We start from the raw sequence: 18,784 nt of genomic DNA, 5'->3' as shown, positions 1-18,784 counted from the left end.
ACTAGCCTGAGCCAGGTCGGACGCAGTGCCGCGTCTCCCGGGAGGTCGATGTGCCGCACACTTCGCACAAGTCCGGACCGCCTTCGGCGCCGGGTGCGAACGCGCCGCGGCTGCGCGCGTCGTGGCAGCGCAGCGAGCATTACGGGGTGCCCGAGGACGAGGTGAACCCGGTGTTCAGCGGCTCGGTCGACACGGAGTCGCTGTTGTACGAATGCGGTCGCGAGGTGCTGCAGGGCTTGCAGGCGACGCTGGCGAACGAACCGATCAGCCTGATGCTCACCGACAGCGAGGGCCTGGTGCTCAGCCGGATGTGCGGGGACGCCGGCATCACCAAGTCGCTGGACCGCGTGCACCTGGCACCGGGTTTCTATTTCGCCGAGAGCAACGCCGGAACGAACGGTCTCGGGCTCGCCCTCGCCGACCGCACGCCGTCGCTGGTGCGCGCGGGGGAGCACTACTGCACCAGCTTGCGCGGCTACACCTGCGCCGCGGTGCCGGTTCTCGATCCGCTGAGCGGCGCGCTCGCGGGCAGCGTCAACCTCACCACGTGGTCGGAACAGTCGTCGGACCTGTTGCTCGCCCTCGCGCAGACGGCGGCCGGGCACACGAGCGCGCTGATGCTCGCCCGCGCGTCCGGCCGGCATTCGCGCCCGGCCCCGCGCGGCGAGGTCTTCCGGATGTACTCCGAACGCCTCGACCCGCCGCGGTTGTCGGCAGCCTGGCAGCACCCGCTGGTCGAGGCGTTCGAGGCCATGCGGCAGGGCCGGACGGTCCTGGTGACCGGCGAGCCCGGCGCGGGCAAAACCGCGCTGGCCGCACTCGCGCGGCGGGAACTGCGCCCGCGCGAGCGCCTGCTGAACGCCCGTCCGCCCGCGCCGGACGAGGTGCGCCAGTGGCTGCGAGTGTGGGAGCCCGAACTGGGCAAAGACGAGACCTGCGTCGTGGTGTCCGGCGTGGACACGTTGCCAGCGTGGGCGGCGAGCGAGCTGGCGGACCGGTTCGCCGCACTCCGCGGCGACGGCGTCGCGCCGTTCGTCCTCACCGCGGCCTCGGAAGCGATTCCGGCCGAGCTGACGCCGGTCGTCGACACCGTGGTCGAGGTGCCCGCGATGCGGTTCCGCCCGGACGATGTGCTTCCCCTGGCCCGTCACTTCGCGCACCGGGCACGCGGCCGAGCGGTCGAGTTCACGCCCGCCGCGGCACGGGCGCTGACCGCCTATGACTGGCCGGAGAACGTCAAGCAGCTGCGCCGGGTGATCCAGAAGGCGGCTGCCTGGTCGGAAACTGTCGGCGTCCAGCACCTGCCGGCGGAGGTCTTCGCGAACGCCGGGCACCGGCTCAACCGCATGCAGGCACTCGAGCGGGACGAGATCGTCCGCTGCCTCGCCCAGCCGGGGATGACGGTGGTGCAGGCTGCCGAGCAGCTCGGCATGGCCCGGGCCACGGTTTACCGGAAGCTGGCGCAGTACGGGATCGACGTACGGAAGTTCCGCGCGTAAGGCCAAGCGCGACGCCGCCACCATCCGGGCCCGTCCGGATGAGATGCGCTGCCGCAACCCGAGCACGTTCCCCTCGGACATGTCCCGGCCGGGCAGCACGATCGATGGCACAAGGGAGCTCCGGCGCGGTGCACTTCGCCGAGGTGAGGTGGCTGCGGCTTTGGGCAGCCTGCCGCGTCGCCACGCATGGGTCGGACACACGGACGCCGCCGTCGGCGCGTGCGATGTGATCCTGGTGCGCACGGATTCTCGCGGTCGTCCGGCCGGAGGGGACGAAGCGTCGCTCCGATCCCCGTGGGGACAGGGCACCCGCTGCCGAATGCCAGCCGCCCTCACGCGTCGATGCTGTGGATCGCGGTGTCCAGCATGGTTTCCAGGAACGCTCGGTAACGCTGGGCCGTCCAGCCTCGCCGGTGCACCAGGTCGGCGTAGACGCCGGGCCCGGTGAGCACCCAGATCGTGTCAGCGAGCACGGCAAGCGCCGATTCGTCGGAGCCGGGCCGCAGCAGGCTTGCCAGGCGCCGGTTTTCCTCGAGCCGCCGGTCTGCGCCCGCCGTCGCCATCTCCGCGGCGCTGGGGTCGCTGCGCGCGGCGTCCTGCAGCACGAGGAACAGCGCCGCCGCGCGGTGGTAGGCGTCGGCGGTGGCCGCGGCGTACGCGCGGATGCGTTGCTTCTGGCTCAGCCCGGGTTCGTACACCGCCGCGAAGGACGGGCGGTCGGCGAGCATGACGTCGTCGCCGGAGCCGGCGACCGCGGTCTCCACTGCGCGGATGAGCAACGCTGCCTTCGTCCCCACGGCCTGGTAGACCGCCTGCGGGGTCACCCCGGCTCGCGCGGCGATCGCGGCAACAGTGGTGCCCGCCCAGCCGTGCTCGGAGAACTCCTCTGCCGCGGCTTCAGCGATGCGCGCGCGCGTTTGCGCCGCCTGTCGCTCGCGTAGCGGTGCGTGATAGCCGCGCTTGACAGGTTCCACAGTTCAGTTGTATCACGTACAAATCAATTGATGCTCTATCAAGTGAAATGAGGAGCAGGCCATGACTGTCACGGTGACCGCGCCGGACGCGGCCGAAAATCTCGACCGCGCCGGAGGCAGAGGCATGCGGCTGCTGCACGACAGCGCCGCGACCGGTGGGGCCCTCTCGGTGCTCCTGTGCGAGGCGCCTCCGGCGGAGCCGGGCCCACCGCTGCACGTGCACCCCGGATCCGACGAGACGTTCGTCGTGCTCGAAGGGGCCCTGCTGCTGCACGTCCAGGGCAAGACGCACACCGTCGAGGCGGGCGGCTCGATGTTCGTCCCGCGCGGGACGGTGCACACCTTCGCGACGGGAACCGGCCGCGCGGCCCGGTTCGTCGTCATTCACACGCCGGGCGGCTTCGAGCAGATGCACCGCGACGTGCATGCCGCCGAAGCCGAGGCCGGCCGCGCGCTCGCGCCTGAAGAGATCATCGCGATCGCCCGGCGGCATGACTGGGAACTGGCCGGGCCGCCGCTGCTGCCCACCGGAGAACTGGCCCCGCGCGCCGGCGGACCGCGATGACTGCCGTCCTGCCCGTCCCGGGCTGCATCACGCGAAGATCCCGGTCGCCGATCTCGGCCGCTCGCGCGAATGGTTCGAGTCGCTGCTCGGCCTGCGCGCCGAGATCGAATTCCGCGACGACGACGGCACAGTCCGCGGTGTGGCTTACCTGCCACTCGGCGGACTGCGCATCGCGCTGCGCGAAGACCCGCCGCGCGCGGCCGCACTCGCCGGCTGGGACCCTCTCGCACTTGCCGTGCCGACCCGAGCCGATCTGGACACCGTCGTCGCGTGCCTCGACGAACGCGGGATCAAGCACGGGCCGATCATCCGGGCGACCCTCGGCTGGCTGCTGAGCGCCGACGCACCCGACGGCCTGCGAGTACGCTTCTATACCGAGGAACAGCACGGCTGACACAGGCGGCAGCGGACGCTGCGGGCCGTCGACTCCGAGCGTCGATCACCGGCCCGCCCGCGAACACGCCCCGGCGTCCCCGCTCCGCGGCGACCTGGCGGCAATGACGAAACGAGCCAGAACACCCGGATCCGGTCCCTCTCGGTGCCGGAAGGGAGCCCTCCATGGCTACAGACTCCGCGGCCGCGCGATATGTGCTCGACGGCAGCGACGAGGACTTGCGGCGGCTGCTCAAAATCTCGGCCTTGCTCGACGCCATGACGCGAACCGCTTTGGCCACTGTGGACATCCGCCCCGGATGGCGCGTGCTGGAATGCGGCTGCGGTCCGCTGGGCGCGATGCCGATCCTGTCCGATTTGGTCGGACCGTCCGGACAGGTAGTCGGTGCCGACTTCGCGGCGCCGACCGTGGCGCGGGCCCGTTCGGTCGTGACTGAATTGGGCCTGCGCAACGTCGAGGTTCGGGTCGCGGACATCAACGACCCCGCGTCCAGCATCGGCGATTCGTACGACCTCGTCTTCAGCCGATGCTTCTTGCTGCATCAGCGCGACCCGCTGCGCACGCTGACCCGCATCCGCGATGCCCTGCGTCCGGGTGGATGGTTCGTGGCGATGGAGCCGTTGCCGAATCCGCCGCCGTTCAGCTTCCCGCCCCACGACGACCTGCGCGTGGCCTGGGAACTTCTGCATCGCGCCATCGAGCGGGGCGGCGCGTCTCCCACGGCGATCGACGACCTTCCCGCCACCGCGCGCGAAGCCGGTTTCGACGTGGTGCGCCTCGGCGGCAGCTTCCAGCCCGCTGACCCGGCCACCGGTTTCGGCCTCCACGCCGCGACGACTGTCGCCGTCCGCGCACAGATCATCGCGAGCGGCGTCGCGACGAGCGAAGAGGTCGACGGCGTCATAGACCGACTGCACACCGCGGCCCAAGGCGGGTATCACTGGGTCACCTCGCCGCTGTCGCTCACGGTGACGCTGCGCGCCCCCGGCCCATAGGCGAGCCGACCACCCACCGCTGCCGCGAACATGGTCCATGACAAGGTAATCAGCGGTCCGTGTCGCTCGAACGGCTTGGCAGCCTTACGGAAGCGCGGCGCGGGTCGTGGGAGAAGAGGTCGCGGCCGCGCGGAGAGCAGGCGCGACGGTGGCCTTAGCCGGGTTGCCCGGTGTCCACTGTGGACGCGAGTGCGTTCCCGGACTGGCGAGCCAGCCGTTCCTAGCCCGGCGGACCCGTCGTCCCCCGGACCACCAGTTCCGCCGGAAGTTCGACAATTCCCGCCGGCGCCTGCCCGTTCAACAAGTCGTGCAGCATTTCGGCCGCCAACCGGCCCTTCTCACGCATCGGTTGCCGCACTGTCGTGAGGGACCAGCGTTCCGCCTCGGGCGCGTCGTCGAACCCGATCACCGACAGGTCTTCCGGCACGTCCGGGTCGCGCTGGTGGAGGCCGGCCCGCCGGCGACGGGACGGCTGCTCGAGATCCCGGCCCTGTTCTCCCGGCAGATGAAAACGGCCTACGACAACCTCGCGCCGCACCACGAACTCGTCTCCCGCATCCGGCGGCTCGTGCGCAAAGCCGGGTATCCGCTGATTTTCACGCAGCGCATGGGCATCGAGACCAACTCGCACATGTGCGGCACGTCGGTCGCCGGCACCGATCCGGCGACGAGCGTGCTGGACGCCTCGTGCCGCAGCCACGACGTCGGAAACCTGTCGCTCGCGGATTCCTCGTTCTTCCCCTCCTCAGCGGCGGTGAACCCGGCGCTGACGATCGCCGCGAACGCCTTGCGGATCGCCGAGCGGATCGCGGCGCCAGATTAGGTCAGCTGAGCGTCGAGCCCCCCGGAGCGTGCCTCGGTCCGCGGTGCCCCCAAGGTCGCAGGGCCGGAGATGATTGGCCAGCCGTCTGGCTCATCTCCGGACGTTCGTTCCCGCCAGGAGGCTCAGGCGAACGATGATGTCGCGTACGGATGGGGGCGGTGCTTAGCGGAAATCGGACTTGAACCGCCAATGCCACGTACAGCCCGCCCCCGGGTCGGCGACTCAGCATCCAGTTCAAGTTCGGATATCATGTCGGTGACCGCCCCGGGGCCGCAGGTCGCTGGGGAAGGCCGGTCGGTAAGACCACGTATAAGAGCTGTTGCAGGGCCGTCGTGGCAAGCGCGGATCGCGTGCGTTCCGGGCGTAGGTGGCTCGCGTTGAGCGCGGGCCACCTACAGACCGAACGCCGCACGCACCGCTGCGACCGCCGCGCCAAGGGCGGTTCCTGCCGCGCCTGCCCGGGTGGCTACCTCGGTGAGCGACGACAACCGCGCAAGGACTCCAGGGCGGCGGCGCTGATCCTCGGGCAGGTTGGCCTCGCGCTCCAGGCCGGCAGACGCGTCCTCCGCGGTGACAGCGTCCTCGGGCGGTAACGTCGCCGACATCGAGGCGACAGCCGTCCGGAGTTGTTCCAACGCCTCGCTAAGAGTCGTGGCGTCGGTTCCCGTGTTGTGCTGGTGTGCGCCGCCCGAACCAGTGTTGACGGGGCCATGGAACTCGCCGCCGCTGATCTTGCTCTCGTACTTGGTCATCACGAGCTCCTTGACGTCGATGGTGATTTCGCGGCGGGACGGGGCGATCGCGCCTGAGACGAGGTCGTGATACTCGGCGACGCGAGACTGAATGCGGTCGTTGTCGAGCAGTCCTAGCGCATCCTGCAATGTACCGATGGTGTCCCAATAGACGTCACGCGCATGGCCGATGACCATACCTAGCAGTTGGGCGTTGCCGAAACCGTGCCGTCTCGGGCGCAGCAGCGCGTCGAGTGTCGAGGCGAGGAAGCGCTCCACCGGTGGGTGGTCAGGGTCGAGCTTTCCGTTGACGCACAGGCCGAGCACCGTCTCCGCGGCGAGGAAACCGGCGTGCAGGCGGGACACGTGGGTCTTCAGCCTGCGCATCTCCTCGGGGTCGGCACCACCTCGGTTGAGAGTCCAGGACGCCAACCGCGTGCCCTTGGTGATCCGCCACGTCTGAGCCAGAGACGCGCCCTCAGCCGTCCCGGGAGTCTCCGCGATCACCGCGGGCTCCCCGGCGCGCACCACCCACTCCCGCATTTCCCACCACACCAGCAGTTCCTCACCGAGCAGGGAGCCGGTGGACATGGGATCGCCGACCGTCGTCGCGGCGAGCAGATGATCGGCGAAGCGTGGGCCGAAGTCGACGAGCGGGACAGCGTGGTCCCGGAGGCCGCGCAACCACGTCGGTGCCTGCGTCGCGTAGCGCGACATCAGGCCAGTGCGGCGGTCGTCCCAGCCCTTGAAGGCGAAGCACACTTCCAGACGTCCGACGATGCCATCGGTGTAGAAGTTTCGGTACGCCACCTTTGCGGACGCCTGGTCCGGGGCGAACCGCTCGGGCGTACCGACCCGCACGCGGTTGCGTACGTCGACGTAGGTAGATTCGCTCAGCCACGGTGCCACTCCGCCACGCAGTCTCGGGCGGACCGCGCCAAGCCCACGGACGTAGTCGCTGCGGTAGTGGTCCCGGGAACGGCGGCTGAACCGGTGAGCCGGTACAGGCCAGTTCGGGCGGGCGTCACGGTAGGTGTTCCCGGCAACGAGCGGGCGCACGTCAACGACTGGGAGTTGTACCGTCACGAACATCCTCGAAGCGTATCGAGCCAGTGGCCTCGGCGCGGCTGTATGGCAGCGGACGATCATGGTGACCTTCGAATTGGGCCAGTCCTGGCTCTCTGAAATTCCCCAGTCGGCGTGTCTTGCCGGGAGCGTAGGCCGCTCTCGTCAGGGGTCTCAGGGTGCCGGTCTGGTAGATGCGGGTCCGCATCCGAACCGCGCTTGCGGTGTGGGTGCGTCGGCTAACACGGTTGGATCCGTGCCGGGTGACGGCACCGCGCGGCGAGTCGATCTCCGCGGAACGGCCTGCGTGCCGGAGTGCGGCGGGTATCGTTCGCGAGTTGAACGAGTGGGGCGTTGCGCAGCGGGCATGGTCGCAGCGCACGGTTCTGGAGATCGTTCGGGATCCGCGGTACACGGGCAGGGAGCTGTGTGGTCGCGTCTCCGGCCGCGCTTTCGCCTCCAGCTTTCTGAGTGAGCGGCGCTTCCTCGGCACGCAAGCTGAGTGGATCGGAGGGAGCGCGTCGGACGACACGCGTTGGACGAATGGTCGTGCCAAGTACCGCTACCGGCACGGGTGCACCTGGGCCGGGCCCGGACCTGCGAGGGCCCGAAAAGCCTGTCCTTGTGGGAAGACAAACTTCACTGCGCCTCGCCTTCCTGCCACCCGTCCCGCTGGAGTCGGCGTCGAGGCAGATGAACGTCGGATGGCAGGCAGGGCCGGAAGGCGCGCTCCAGCGTTCACGGGCGATGCCATGACTGTGCTTTGAGCCAGGTCAGGTATTCGTCGAAGATCGCTGCGGTTCCGCTACGCTCCTCCCGCTTCCGGAAGAACTCGTCCAGCAAGGAGAAGAGCAGGTCGTTCGCGACCTGCCGCCCCGCCCCGGCGACCTCGTCGTGCCAGCCGGCGGTGCGGCCCGGGAAGGCGAGGTGCAGCACCAGCGACGGCCAGACGAGGTTGTCGCCGGTGCCGACCTGGGGGACGAGCGACTCCCTGAAACCGGTGAGCAGCTGCCGGTCGTTGCCCGCGTCGACCCCGAGGAGAAACGTGCAGTAGTCGTGGTAACTGCCGTCCAGTCCGTAAAGCTCCGGGCGCCGGTGGATCTCGGCGAACAGTTTCCGGTAGTCCATGGTCCTCTTCTATTTCTGGAAGAATTTAAGTACGCACCAGGATTCGAACTGTTCCTTGAACTCCTGCCGCGGGACTCCCTCGGGGCGGTCCGCTGATGCTCAACCGGTCGTTGGCGGTCCAGCCGAGGGCGGGGAGCAAGGTACTGGCGAATACCTGGTCGGATCGCCGCGAGACTCAGCGGGTCGTGGCGTGCGGTGATGACCTGACTGCGCTGGGTGGCGAGGCACGCGAAACGCCGGTGTCGCGTTCACGACCCTGACGCGACAGGCTCCGCGTGAACAGCACGCAGGTGTCCGACGCGGTCACGGGACCGGTGCCGGATCTGTGCGCGGTGAGGTGTTCCGCGGCAGTGAGCACGTCGCCGGTTCCGATGGCGAATTGGCGGAATTCGGGTTGAGTTCGGCGCGGACCGCGGCGCGGACCGCGGCGAGAGGCGGGTCTGCCGTCATAGCCACGAAGCGTAGTCTCTGCGGCTCGGGCCGGGCGTGTTCCTGGGTCCGGCTATTCATCGCCGATCCCGTCGCCCGGCCCGGAGCAAGGTCTGGTGTGACCCTCCGGGCCCGCCCCGCAGACGTCGGCTGCGATGCGGAACAGTCGGACACGTCGCGCTGGCCAACTCTCTTGCTCGTCGTGGCAGCCGAGTGCACGACGGTCGATCTGCTGCATCATGCGGTCGGCAGCGTCGTCCGAAGCGAGCATGAGTTGGCAGAACAGCCGCAGTTCTGCGCGCAGTGCGGCGATGTTTTCCTGCTCGGACATGCGGTTGCCTGGTCAGAGTCCGAACAGCGGAAACAGCGCGGAGCCGTGAAACGCGACGATGCTGCTGACGCCCTCGGCCGTGGTCGTCAGCACGTGCAGTGCATGCGGCTGGCGCGTGCCGTCGTGGGCGCGGGCGTACACCGCGAAGGCGGGCTGTCCGTTGGCGGAGGTGGCGACCAGCTCGGCTGGACCGATCGTCCGCATCTGTCCGGCCAGGAACGCGAGGATGGTGTCGCGGCCTTCGAACCAGGTCGCGATGGGCGGCATTTCCCATCGGGCGTCTTCGGTCAGTACCGCGACGAGTTGATCGACGTCCGCGGTTTCGAATGCGGTGACGTACCGGTCGAGCAGGGCTCGCTGCCGTGGTTCGGCGGGTTCGGTCAGTGCGTCTTGGCTGAACGGAACCTGGGCTCGCGCGCGCTGCAGTGCGCTGTTGACGGCCGCGGTCGTCATCTCCAGCAGTTCCGCGACTTCGGTGCTGTGCCATTGCAGCACTTCGCGCAGGATCAGCACGGCTCGTTGTCGCGGCGGAAGCTGCTGAAGTGCCCCCATCAGGGCGAGCCGCATGGTCTGACGTTGCACCACGACGGCCGCCGGGTCGGCCGGTGCGGTGGTGAACAGGAAATCGGGGATCGGCTGGAGCCACGGGATCTCCGGAGCGCGCGCGGCCAGCCTGGTGTCCAGGTTCGTCTCGGGGGCGCTCAGATCGGCGGGCAGCGGCCTCCGTCGGCTTTTTTCCAGCGCTTTGAAACACGCCCGGGTCGCGATGCGGTACAGCCACGTGCGCAACGACGACCGGCCCTCGAACCCGCCGTATGCCCGCCAAGCTTCGAGGTAGACCTCTTGTACCACCTCTTCGGCGTCGTCGACCGAACCGAGCATGCGGTAGCAGTAGGCGAGCAGCTCGCGCCGGAACGGTTCGCTCAACCGTCCGAAATCCTCGCCGCCGGGCTTGGCCTCAGTCATGGAGTGCATGATCCGCCGATCCTGGAGTCGGGCGCGCTTCGGGTGGACGGCGACCGGGTCGCCGGCCGCCCTCGGCCGGCCCGTATTCATCGTGTCGGTTCAGCCGCGAGTATCGCGGTGCGTGGTGTCGCGCGCCAACAGCCGCAAGCGCGCGGCCTCCCATTCCGCTGGCGAGACGGCCGGGGCTCGGCGGGTGTTGTTCATCGCGACACGGCGATGTCAGCCATGTCGATGGAGACCAAGACGAGCTGGTCGTCGCCCGCGGTGGTGTAGGCCCGCCGGGCGGCCGGGATGACGATGCCGTCGATGTCGCGGTAGTCGGCGGCGTAAAGGTGCGACTCGGTGGCCGGGTCGACGATGTCGATGGTGAAGTCGTGGCGGCGCAGCAGGCCGTCCGGGCCGAAGCAGAACACCTGCTCGCGGGTGTGGCTCTTGATGTGGTCGGGAAACTTCACGTTCAACCGCCGCCAGGTTTCGCCGTCGGCCTTGACGGGCGCGATCTCTTCGCAGACGAACCCCGGCCACGTGAACAGGAACGGGGCGTTGAGGTACGTCCACAAGGCTTCCCCGGTGAAGTACGCCAGATGCAGGTCGTCCCACGGCGTCTGGAACTCGTGGCCGGCGAACGACCGCTCCGGGTCGTCGCGCACGTCGGCGATCGTGCCGTCGGCGTGCTGGAGGACGACCCGGTTGGGCTCGAACAGCGAGCGCCGGTCCCGGCCGAGAAAGTCCATCGTCAGCCGCTGGCGGGTGGTGTCGACCTCGAAGCGGACGTCCCCCATGTCTTGTCCTTTGATCTGCCAGAAGGCCCCGCCGATGGTGGCGTCGACGGTGATCGCCCGGATGCTGTTCCACCGGGCCGCACCGCCGTGCGCGGCGACCGCGGTCGCGAGTAGATCGTTCACTGCTCGGCTCCTGTATTCGGTTGCCCCGGCCGCCCTTCGATGTGTGGTGGCCGGGGGGCGGTCGTGGGTCAGTCGACGATGACTCCGCCGGTGAGGTTGGCTACGGTTCCGGTCATCGCGGACGCCCGGTCGGACGCGAGCAGTACCGCGGCCGACGCGAGTTCGGCGAGCCCGGTGAGCTGTTTGCGATGGGTCATCTGGGCGGCGCCTGCGGTCAGTTGGTCTTTGTCCATGCCGAGCGCGTCGGCGTGCAGCCCGTACACGGTGTGGACGATCGGTGTCTCGAGCATGCCCGTGGTGCGCAGGCAGATCGAGCGGACACCGTACTGAGCCCATTCGGCCGACAGCGCGCGGTTGAGGCCCTCCATCGCCGCCCAGCCGACGCTCATGCCGCCGACCAGGGGCGCGCCGATGCGGGCGGGCTCGGGAGTGTTCATCATGATCACCCCCGAACCCCGGGGAATCATGTGCCGTGCAGCGGATTTCGCGGTCACGAAGTGAGACCGTGCGTAGGTCGTGATCGGAAGAAGGAAACTGTCGACCGGCAGGTCGGTGAACAGAATTCCCTGCAGTCCCGCCGGTGAGATCCCGGTGGCGTTGAACGACACGTCGATACCGCCGGCGTCCGCGACCACGGCATCGAGATGGCCGGTGACGGATTTCTCGTCCAGTGCGTCGACCACGGCGGTCTCGACGGCCCCGCCCTCGGCGGCGATTTCCTTGGCGACAGCGTTGACGTTGTCGGCATTCCGCCCGGTCATGAAGACCCTGGCGCCTTCATGGGCGAATGCGCGGGCGACCGCTCCGCCGACCGATCCGCCCGCGCCGTAGACGACGACAACCTTGTTCTCCAGCAACATATTCTTCTCTTCCTGGTTGTTCACGCGAGCGCGCGAAGTCCGTGGCCAGTGAGCTGGTATTCCCGCAGTTCGTCCCGGTTGCCGGCATCACCGCACAACCGTGCGATCTCGGCGCCGACGACGGCGGGCGTGAGCAGTGGCTCGAGGGCCGACGAGAACGTGGCCGGGTCGATTCCCTGCCGCTCGGCGTAGGCCGCGACGCCGGCCGCGCCGAGATCGGTGGCGGGCGTGAGCTGTGGCAGAACGGTGGCGAAGCGGATGCCGAGCGCGGCGCGGCGGGATTCATCCGCGGCGTAGGAGACGAGGAATCGGATCATCGCCTTCGCACCCGCGTATCCGCCGCTCAGCGGCGATCCGCGCAGCGCGGCGCCGCTGGACATCGCCACCACCAGACTGTCCGGAGCCAGGGGGAGCCGCAGCGCCGCTCGGATCCAGTGGAAAGCGTGTTGAGTGTCGACGTTCCAGTTGCGGCTGAACGACTCCCACGATTGTTCGTGCACCGGACCGGTGGCGGGCGTGGCTCCGGCGTTGAGCACGAGCAGCGCGGGTCGGTGTTGCGCGATCACGGTGCGGGCGGTCTCCGCGTCGGTCGCGTCGGCGACCACGGGGACGAACCTGGCGCCCAATTCCCGGCGCAGGTCCGCCAAGGCCTCGCCGGTGCGCGCGACGCCGACGACCCGATGCCCTTGGTCGACGAGCGCGGCCGCGATCGCCGACCCGAAACCGCGGCTGGCGCCCGTGACCACCGCCGTGGTCAGCCGCTGCTTCGATGCCCCCTCATCGATCAACGCTTGCTCGCGCCCGCCTGCCTGATCGTCGCGCGCTTGGTCCCGGACAAAGACCGGTTCGGCCATGATGACCACCTCCTGCCAATACAGAGGAGATGGCGGCGCGAAACTCATCGGTGCTCGGTGCAACTGCCTGAGAACGCGGCCCAGTTCGCGGTGACGAACACCGAGAGGCCGGAATTACGAGAGTCCGAATCGGACAACGAGCAGGACTTCCGGCAAGCTGGCGGCCCCGAGCCCGACCAACCGCGTCAGCGACTGCGGCCTCGGTGATCCATAACCGCGCGTCCGCCCCACGCTTTCGCGAACCTCGCCGACGCGCGCCCGCGCGGTTGATCGCATTGCGGGCCCGGGACGCGCCGAAGGCCCGTGCCGGGAATGGCTGCACGGGCCTTCGGCTTCCGGAGCTACTTCGCGGCCTTGTCCCCGTGCCGGTAGAACGGCAGCTTGATCGGAGCCAGCGGCGTGTTGCCGAGGATCAGGTCGGCGGCCTTCTCGGCGGTCATCATCACCGGGGCGTAGATGTTGCCGTTGGTGATGTAGGGCATGACCGACGCGTCGACCACGCGCAGGCCTTCGGTGCCGTGCACCCGCATGGTCTGCGGGTCGACCACGGACTTCTCGTCCACGCCCATCTTGGCCGTGCACGAGGGGTGCAGGGCGGTTTCGGCGTCCTTGGCGACCCAGTCCAGGATCTCCTCGTCCGTCTCGACCGACGGACCGGGGGAGATCTCCCCGCCGTTGTACGGGTCCAGCGCGGGCTGGTTGAGGATCTTCCGGGCCACCCGCACCGCCTCGACCCATTCGCGCCGATCGTTTTCCGTGGACAGGTAGTTGAACTTGATCGCCGGGTGCTGCCGCGGGTCGGTGGAGGTGATCTTCACCGACCCGCGGGTGTCGGCGTACATCGGTCCGACGTGCACCTGGTAGCCGTGCCCTTCGGTGGGCGCCGAACCGTCGTAGCGGATCGCCACCGGCAGGAAGTGGAACATCAGGTTCGGGTACGCCACTTCGTCGTTCGAGCGGACGAAGCCGCCGCCCTCGAAGTGGTTGGTCGCGGCGGGACCGGACCGCAGGAACAGCCATTGCGCGCCGATGTAGGGACGCTTCCACTTGGCCAGCGACGGCTGCATCGACACCGGCTGCTTGCAGGCGTACTGGATGTACACCTCCAAGTGGTCCTGCAGGTTCTCGCCGACGCCGGGCAGGTCCCGCACGACGTCGATGCCGAGTTTCTCCAGCTCCGCCGCGTTTCCGACGCCGGAGAGCTGCAGCAGTTGCGGCGTGTTGATCGCGCCGCCGCACAGGATGATCTCCTTGCCGTACACCTCGCCCGGCACGCCGCGGCCCTGCGCGTACTCGACGCCGATCGCGCGGTTGCCGTCGAAGAGGATCTGCGACACGAACGCGTGCGTCTTCACCGTGAGGTTGGGCCGGTTCTCCACCGGGTGCAGGTAAGCCCGTGCGGCGGACAGCCTCCGTCCTTTTCGGACGTTCCGGTCGAAGGGCGCGAAGCCTTCCTGCCGGTAGCCGTTGACGTCGTCGGTGCGCGGGTAGCCCGCTTGCTCGGCGGCGTCGAAGAAGGCGGAGAACAACGGGTTCGTCGCCGGTCCGCGCTCCAGCTCCAGCGGGCCGTCGTGGCCGCGCCACTTCCCGTCCGGCGGGTCGGCGAGACAGTTTTCCATGCGCTGGAAGTACGGCAGGCAGTGCGCGTAGTCCCAAGTGGACATTCCGGGATCGGCGGCCCAGCGTTCGTAGTCCATCGGATTGCCGCGCTGGAAGATCATCCCGTTGATGCTGGAGGATCCGCCGAGCACCTTGCCGCGCGCGTGGTAGACGCGGCGGCGGTTCAGGTGCGGCTCCGGTTCGCTGCGGTAGCCCCAGTCGTAGAACTTCGACCCGATCGGGAACGTCAGGGCGGCCGGCATGTGGATGAAGACGTCCCACGGGTAGTCCGCCCGCCCGGCCTCCAGGACCAGCACCTTGTTGCCGGGGTCGGCGGACAGCCGGTTCGCGAGCGCGCAGCCCGCGGAGCCGCCGCCGACGATGACGAAGTCGTAGGTTTCGGAACTCATGCGTCCTCCTCAGCCGGGCAGCGTGTCCGGGGTGTCTGCGGGCAGGTGCTCGGGACTGGTGTGCGCGGAACCCCAGGTGCGGCGCCGGACGTAGAGCATGATCGCGCCGATGACGACGATCAGCCCGGTGACGATTACCGCGCCCCACTGGAAGTACCAGTGGTCGCTGCCGTAGACCTCCGGCCGCGGCCAGATGAGGTTGACGGTCATCGCGGCGCCGTAGAGCACCGCCACCAGGTTCACCACGGTGCCCCAGCGGCCGAGCTTGAAGTACGGGCCGTGCTCGGGCGTCGGCCAGTGCCCGCGCAGGCGGCGCACCAGCATCGGGCCGGTGACCATCAGGTACGGGATGTAGAACAGGACGATCGCGGTCGAGGTGAGGATGAAGAACGCCCGCTGGTTGCCCAGGTTGATCAGCAGCACCACGACCGTGAGGCCGCCGGTGAGCAGCGCGGGCAGCACCGGCGTCTTCGACCGCGGCGACACCTTCGCCATCGCGCGGCTGAACGGCAGCCGGCCGTCGCGGGCCATCGCCCAGCTCATCCGGATGGCCGCGGTCTGCACGGCCAGGCAGCACACGGTGATCGCGATCGCGGAGCAGATCAGGAAAGCATCGCCGAGCCCTTCGCCGAGGGTGCTCTTCAGCAGGTACGGCATGCCCGAGGTGGTCAGCTCCTGCGCGTTCAGATTGCCGACCGCCATCATGCCGAACAGCATGATCAGCCCGCCGACGATGAAGGCCGCGGTGAGCGCCCGCAGGATCGCCCGCGGCGCGTGCCGCCGCGGCTGCGTCGTCTCCTCGGCCAGCGACCCAGCGGTGTCGAAGCCGTAGAAGACGTATGCGCTCATCAGGGACGCCACGAGGAATGCCCCGAAGTAGCCCCACGAATGCCCGCTCTCGGTGCCGTGCGTGTCGAAGACGAGGCCGGGGCCGCGCTTGAGGTGGACGACGAGCGCGATCACGAGCAGCAGGCTCGCGCCGAGTTCCACCGCGACGCCGAAGTTGTTGATCTTCGCCATCAGCTTGACGCCGATGATGTTCACGATGGTGGCGAACACGACCAGCACCAGCGCCAGGATGATCGCGTTCTCCGCGCCGCCCGGCGTCGAGGTCTGGCCGGCGTCGGAGTCGCTGCCGACGATCTCGAACGCGGTCGTGACCTGCGGCAGGATGATCTGGTAGGCCACCGCGACCGCGGCCGCCGTCACGATCGCGCCGATGATCATGATCCAGCCGGCCAGCCACGAGGTCGCGGGTTTCGCGATCTGCTTGGCCCACTGGTACACCGAGCCGGCGAGCGGGAACTGGCCCGCCAGTTCGGCGAAGCACAGGGCGACGGCGAGCTGGCCGAGGAAGACCAGCGGCCAGGTCCAGATGAAGGCCGGGCCTCCGGAGGCGAAGCCGAAGAAGAACAGCTGGAACACGCCGGTCAGGATGGAGATGTAGCTGAACCCGGCGGCGAAGCTGGAGAACGAGCCGAGCGAGCGCTCGAGCTCCTGGCGGTAGCCGAACTTGGCGAGCTCGGTGCTGTCGTCGGCGGCGGGCCCCCCGCCCGCCGGTTGGGAGTCTAGGGTCATCGGGTGCGTCCTCACGTGGTGGGGGACAAGGGAAATCAGCCCTTGAACCAGTGCTGCGGAGCGGGATCGATGTTCTGGTAGACGTGTTTGCTTTCCTGGTACTCCGCGAGCCCGGACGGTCCGAGCTCGCGGCCGATGCCGGACCGGCCGAATCCGCCCCACTCCGCCTGCGGCAGGTAGGGGTGGTAATCGTTGATCCACACGGTGCCGTGGCGCAGGGCCGCGGCGACTCGCTGGGCGCGGGACGCGTCCGACGTCCACACGGCACCGGCGAGCCCGTATTCGGTGTCGTTGGCCAACGCGATCGCGTCGGCCTCTTCGGCGAACCGCTCGACGGTGACGACCGGTCCGAAGACCTCCTCCCGGACGATCGCCATGTCCCTGGTGCAGCCGGAAAACACGGTCGGCCGCAGGAAGAACCCGTTGCGCAGCGCGGGTTCCTCGGGGCGTCGTCCGCCGGCGCGCAGCGTGGCGCCCGCTTCGACGGCGCCGCGGATGTACGCCTCGACCTTCTCCCGGTGCCGGGCCGAGACGAGCGGACCGGTTTCGGTGGCCGGGTCGAGGCCGTCGCCGACCCGGATCCGGTCGGCGCGCGCGGCGAGATCCGCGACGAACCGGTCGTGGATCCCGTCCTGGACGATCAGCCGCGCGCCCGCCGAGCACACCTGTCCGGAATGGACGAACGCGGCGGTCAGCGCGTAGTCGAGCGCGGTTTCGTAGTCGGCGTCGGCGAAAACCACGTTCGGGTTCTTGCCGCCCAGCTCGAGAGCGACGCGCCGGACGCCCTTCGCGGCCGCGGTCATGATCTTCTCGCCGGTGGCGTAGCCGCCGGTGAACGAGACGAGGTCGACGCCCGGGTGCTCGACCATCGCCGCGCCGACCCGGCCGTCGCCGAGCAGCAGGTTCACCACGCCGTCGGGCACGCCCGCCTCGGCGAGGAGCGCGACCAGCTTGATCGTGGTCAGCGGGGTGACCTCGCTGGGCTTGAGCACCGCGGTGTTGCCCGCGGCCAGCGCGGGCGCGATCTTCCAGGACATTTGGAGCAGCGGATAGTTCCACGGCGCGATCAGGGCGCAGACGCCGACCGGTTCGTGCACGATCCGGCTGACCACGGTCGCGCTGCCGGCGTCGACCATCCGGCCGGCGTTCTTGTCGGCGAGATCGGCGTAGTACCGGAACACGTTAGTCACGTCGTCGACGTCGATGCGGCCTTCGCCCAGCGTCTTGCCGGTGTCGAGGCATTCGGTGCGGGCGAGCTCCTCGCGGTCGCGGACCAGCAGATCGGCCGTTTTGCGCAGGAGCTGGCCGCGCTCGGCCGCTGTCGTGCGACGCCACGGGCCGTCGTCGAACGCCCGTCTCGCGGCTTCGACCGCGGCGCCGACCTCTTCGGGCCCGGCTTCGGCGACGGTGGCGAGAACCTCGCCGGTGGCGGGATTCAGCACCTCAGAGCGTGTCCCGGCGGAGGCGTCCAGCCAGATGCCGTCGATGTAGAGGTCTTTCATGCGGCCCCTCCCCGGATAGGTAGTGGCGGCTGCGCGTCAAGAGTGCGTACATTTGTACGCGAAGTGTGTACGGATGTCCACAAGGAGATTCGATGGCGAAGAGCGAACCCACCGCGACCCGGCGCCGCGGCCCGAACGATCCGGAACGGCGGGCGCGGATCGCCAAGGCGGCGATCGAGGTGGTCGCCCAGCGCGGCATCGATGGGCTGACCCACCGGGCGGTGGCGACCGCCGCGGGCGTGCCGCTCGGTTCGACGACCTACCACTTCGCGACGCTGGACGACCTGCTGGAAGTCGCTCTGCACGAGGCCGCGGAGAAGAACGTGCAGGCGCTGAAGGAATGGGAAGCCGCTCTTCCTCCCGACGCCGACTTCGCCGCGGCGCTCGCCGATCTGGTCATGGGGTACGTGAACGAGCAGTACCGGGCGACGGTGGTGGAGTACGACCTCTACGTCGCCGCCTTGCACCGCCCTCGGCTGCGCAAGGCAAGCGCCGCCTGGGACGAGGCATTGACCGAGTTGTACGGTTTGCGCACCGATCCGCTAACCGGCCGCCTCCTGGCCGGATTGTTCTGCGGATTGCTCATGCAGGCGGCCCTGGCAGATCCGCGTCCCACCCGCGACGAGATCGAGGCGCTCTTCCGCCGGGCGATCGACGGCCGCCCGTCCTGACGCGTCCCCGGCGGCCTCTGGGTGCGGGCGAGCCGACGACGGGGTTGCGGCATCGGGCTTTGTGGTGCGCTGGTGATTGGTTTTGGCCGAATCGTTGGCGTGCCGGAAAAGTGTGTGCTGGTGTCGATTTCTCCACTGTGCCGCAACAACATCTGAGCAGCTGGCAGGCGTCCGGCAAACCCGTGGCGGCCAAACAGCATTGGCGGTTCTTGTTCGCCGGCTAGGCCACCGAGATCGAGAGGGCGCGCAGTCTCGACACGAAGGCCGCGCTTCGACTGGACGCTGACAACCCGGTCTCACGCGGAATTTCCCCGCGCCGCCTTCGGTTAACGGGGTGGGCGATGACCGACTTCAACGATCCAGGAGGACTGGTGGCCGAGGTGATTTCGGCTCTGGGGCTTGCGGCCCCGGTCGTAGCCGCTCCCATGGCGGGCGGCCCGACCACCCCGCGGCTCGTGATCGCGGCCGCTGCCGCGGGCGGTGCGGGGCTGCTCGCGGGCGGCTA

The 18,784-nt window shown here is 69.1% G+C and carries 19 protein-coding genes; 7 read left to right on the top strand and 12 right to left on the bottom strand.

Going from position 1 to position 18,784, the window contains the following annotated elements; all coding sequences use genetic code 11:
* Window positions 1-50: 50 nt before the first annotated feature.
* Window positions 51-1,499: an AAA-type ATPase lid domain-containing protein gene (locus H5411_RS05085; protein ID WP_183123058.1), complete on the top strand. Its 1,449-nt coding sequence runs from the start codon at window positions 51-53 to the stop codon at window positions 1,497-1,499.
* Window positions 1,500-1,831: 332 nt separating this feature from the next.
* Here the strand turns inward: H5411_RS05085 and H5411_RS05080 are convergent, their stop codons facing one another.
* Window positions 1,832-2,473, bottom strand: coding sequence for a TetR/AcrR family transcriptional regulator (locus H5411_RS05080; protein WP_183123057.1), 642 nt, complete (start codon window positions 2,471-2,473; stop codon window positions 1,832-1,834).
* A gap of 61 nt (window positions 2,474-2,534) precedes the next feature.
* Here H5411_RS05080 and H5411_RS05075 point away from each other — a divergent pair, with 61 nt between their 5' ends.
* The 3 genes from H5411_RS05075 (at window position 2,535) to H5411_RS05065 (ending at window position 4,427) form a co-directional block, all read left to right on the top strand.
* A complete protein-coding gene (locus H5411_RS05075; RefSeq protein ID WP_183123056.1) occupies window positions 2,535-3,038 on the top strand; it encodes a cupin domain-containing protein in 504 nt (167 codons plus the stop codon).
* Complete coding sequence (locus H5411_RS05070; RefSeq protein ID WP_183123055.1) at window positions 2,965-3,432, top strand: VOC family protein; 468 nt, start codon at window positions 2,965-2,967, stop codon at window positions 3,430-3,432. The genes H5411_RS05075 and H5411_RS05070 overlap by 74 nt, the downstream gene beginning before the upstream one ends.
* A 164-nt stretch (window positions 3,433-3,596) precedes the next feature.
* The gene (locus H5411_RS05065) at window positions 3,597-4,427 is read left to right on the top strand and encodes a methyltransferase domain-containing protein (protein WP_183123054.1); all 831 of its coding nucleotides are present in this window, start codon (window positions 3,597-3,599) and stop codon (window positions 4,425-4,427) included.
* A 220-nt stretch (window positions 4,428-4,647) separates the two neighbouring features.
* Here H5411_RS05065 and H5411_RS47385 read toward each other — a convergent pair whose 3' ends face one another.
* On the bottom strand, window positions 4,648-4,854 hold the full coding sequence (locus H5411_RS47385; protein WP_312877673.1) for a substrate-binding domain-containing protein: 207 nt from the start codon (window positions 4,852-4,854) through the stop codon (window positions 4,648-4,650).
* Window positions 4,855-4,869: 15 nt separating this feature from the next.
* On the opposite strand from H5411_RS47385, the gene H5411_RS48855 reads away from it, so the two are divergent.
* A complete protein-coding gene (locus H5411_RS48855; RefSeq protein WP_312877672.1) occupies window positions 4,870-5,250 on the top strand; it encodes a GMC oxidoreductase in 381 nt (126 codons plus the stop codon).
* A gap of 392 nt (window positions 5,251-5,642) precedes the next feature.
* On the opposite strand, the gene H5411_RS05050 is transcribed toward H5411_RS48855, so the two are convergent.
* Window positions 5,643-6,890 carry a hypothetical protein gene (locus tag H5411_RS05050; RefSeq protein ID WP_183123052.1) on the bottom strand — a complete coding sequence of 416 codons (1,248 nt, stop codon included), beginning with the start codon at window positions 6,888-6,890 and terminating at the stop codon, window positions 5,643-5,645.
* Window positions 6,891-7,240: 350 nt separating this feature from the next.
* On the opposite strand from H5411_RS05050, the gene H5411_RS49245 reads away from it, so the two are divergent.
* Entirely contained in the window at window positions 7,241-7,813 is a 573-nt protein-coding gene (locus H5411_RS49245; protein ID WP_376772093.1) for a recombinase family protein, read from the top strand.
* Here H5411_RS49245 and H5411_RS05040 read toward each other — a convergent pair.
* The 9 genes from H5411_RS05040 to H5411_RS05000 all read right to left on the bottom strand — a co-directional run bounded on the left by H5411_RS05040 (window position 7,785) and on the right by H5411_RS05000 (window position 17,608).
* Complete coding sequence (locus H5411_RS05040; RefSeq protein WP_183123050.1) at window positions 7,785-8,174, bottom strand: hypothetical protein; 390 nt, start codon at window positions 8,172-8,174, stop codon at window positions 7,785-7,787. The genes H5411_RS49245 and H5411_RS05040 overlap by 29 nt on opposite strands.
* A 502-nt stretch (window positions 8,175-8,676) precedes the next feature.
* Window positions 8,677-8,934: a hypothetical protein gene (locus H5411_RS05035; protein WP_246368779.1), complete on the bottom strand. Its 258-nt coding sequence runs from the start codon at window positions 8,932-8,934 to the stop codon at window positions 8,677-8,679.
* A 12-nt stretch (window positions 8,935-8,946) separates the two neighbouring features.
* Window positions 8,947-9,900 (bottom strand): sigma-70 family RNA polymerase sigma factor, encoded by a 954-nt coding sequence (locus tag H5411_RS05030; RefSeq protein ID WP_183123049.1) that lies wholly within the window; start codon window positions 9,898-9,900, stop codon window positions 8,947-8,949.
* A 200-nt stretch (window positions 9,901-10,100) separates the two neighbouring features.
* Window positions 10,101-10,805, bottom strand: coding sequence for a hypothetical protein (locus H5411_RS05025; protein ID WP_183123048.1), 705 nt, complete (start codon window positions 10,803-10,805; stop codon window positions 10,101-10,103).
* 68 nt (window positions 10,806-10,873) lie between these two features.
* Window positions 10,874-11,665: an SDR family NAD(P)-dependent oxidoreductase gene (locus H5411_RS05020; protein WP_183123047.1), complete on the bottom strand. Its 792-nt coding sequence runs from the start codon at window positions 11,663-11,665 to the stop codon at window positions 10,874-10,876.
* Between the two features lie 20 nt (window positions 11,666-11,685).
* Window positions 11,686-12,519, bottom strand: a complete 834-nt coding sequence (locus H5411_RS05015) for an SDR family oxidoreductase (protein ID WP_183123046.1) — start codon at window positions 12,517-12,519, stop codon at window positions 11,686-11,688.
* 341 nt (window positions 12,520-12,860) lie between these two features.
* Window positions 12,861-14,528, bottom strand: a complete 1,668-nt coding sequence (gene betA / locus H5411_RS05010) for a choline dehydrogenase (RefSeq protein ID WP_183123045.1) — start codon at window positions 14,526-14,528, stop codon at window positions 12,861-12,863.
* 9 nt (window positions 14,529-14,537) lie between these two features.
* On the bottom strand, window positions 14,538-16,106 hold the full coding sequence (locus tag H5411_RS05005; protein WP_183123044.1) for an amino acid permease: 1,569 nt from the start codon (window positions 16,104-16,106) through the stop codon (window positions 14,538-14,540).
* Window positions 16,107-16,141: 35 nt separating this feature from the next.
* Window positions 16,142-17,608, bottom strand: a complete 1,467-nt coding sequence (locus H5411_RS05000) for an aldehyde dehydrogenase family protein (protein ID WP_183123043.1) — start codon at window positions 17,606-17,608, stop codon at window positions 16,142-16,144.
* Between the two features lie 92 nt (window positions 17,609-17,700).
* On the opposite strand from H5411_RS05000, the gene H5411_RS04995 reads away from it, so the two are divergent.
* The gene (locus H5411_RS04995) at window positions 17,701-18,279 is read left to right on the top strand and encodes a TetR/AcrR family transcriptional regulator (protein ID WP_183123042.1); all 579 of its coding nucleotides are present in this window, start codon (window positions 17,701-17,703) and stop codon (window positions 18,277-18,279) included.
* The last annotated feature ends 505 nt before the right edge of the window (window positions 18,280-18,784 follow it).

This window comes from Amycolatopsis echigonensis, from assembly GCF_014174495.1.
Lineage (GTDB): Bacteria > Actinomycetota > Actinomycetes > Mycobacteriales > Pseudonocardiaceae > Amycolatopsis > Amycolatopsis echigonensis.
Note: the sequence above shows the minus strand (reverse complement) of the source record. Positions and strands in the feature narration are given on the sequence as shown.

Bases quoted from the DNA above. Each gene is read 5' to 3' on its own strand.
- H5411_RS05075 (WP_183123056.1), top strand. From the start codon at position 2,535: ATGACTGTCACGGTGACCGCGCCGGACGCGGCCGAAAATCTCGACCGC.
- H5411_RS05070 (WP_183123055.1), top strand. From the start codon at position 2,965: ATGACTGGGAACTGGCCGGGCCGCCGCTGCTGCCCACCGGAGAACTGG.
- H5411_RS05065 (WP_183123054.1), top strand. From the start codon at position 3,597: ATGGCTACAGACTCCGCGGCCGCGCGATATGTGCTCGACGGCAGCGAC.
- H5411_RS49245 (WP_376772093.1), top strand. From the start codon at position 7,241: ATGCGGGTCCGCATCCGAACCGCGCTTGCGGTGTGGGTGCGTCGGCTA.
- H5411_RS05040 (WP_183123050.1), bottom strand. From the start codon at position 8,174: ATGGACTACCGGAAACTGTTCGCCGAGATCCACCGGCGCCCGGAGCTT.
- H5411_RS05035 (WP_246368779.1), bottom strand. From the start codon at position 8,934: ATGTCCGAGCAGGAAAACATCGCCGCACTGCGCGCAGAACTGCGGCTG.
- H5411_RS05030 (WP_183123049.1), bottom strand. From the start codon at position 9,900: ATGACTGAGGCCAAGCCCGGCGGCGAGGATTTCGGACGGTTGAGCGAA.
- H5411_RS05020 (WP_183123047.1), bottom strand. From the start codon at position 11,665: ATGTTGCTGGAGAACAAGGTTGTCGTCGTCTACGGCGCGGGCGGATCG.
- H5411_RS05015 (WP_183123046.1), bottom strand. From the start codon at position 12,519: ATGGCCGAACCGGTCTTTGTCCGGGACCAAGCGCGCGACGATCAGGCA.
- betA (WP_183123045.1), bottom strand. From the start codon at position 14,528: ATGAGTTCCGAAACCTACGACTTCGTCATCGTCGGCGGCGGCTCCGCG.
- H5411_RS05005 (WP_183123044.1), bottom strand. From the start codon at position 16,106: ATGACCCTAGACTCCCAACCGGCGGGCGGGGGGCCCGCCGCCGACGAC.
- H5411_RS05000 (WP_183123043.1), bottom strand. From the start codon at position 17,608: ATGAAAGACCTCTACATCGACGGCATCTGGCTGGACGCCTCCGCCGGG.
- H5411_RS04995 (WP_183123042.1), top strand. From the start codon at position 17,701: ATGGCGAAGAGCGAACCCACCGCGACCCGGCGCCGCGGCCCGAACGAT.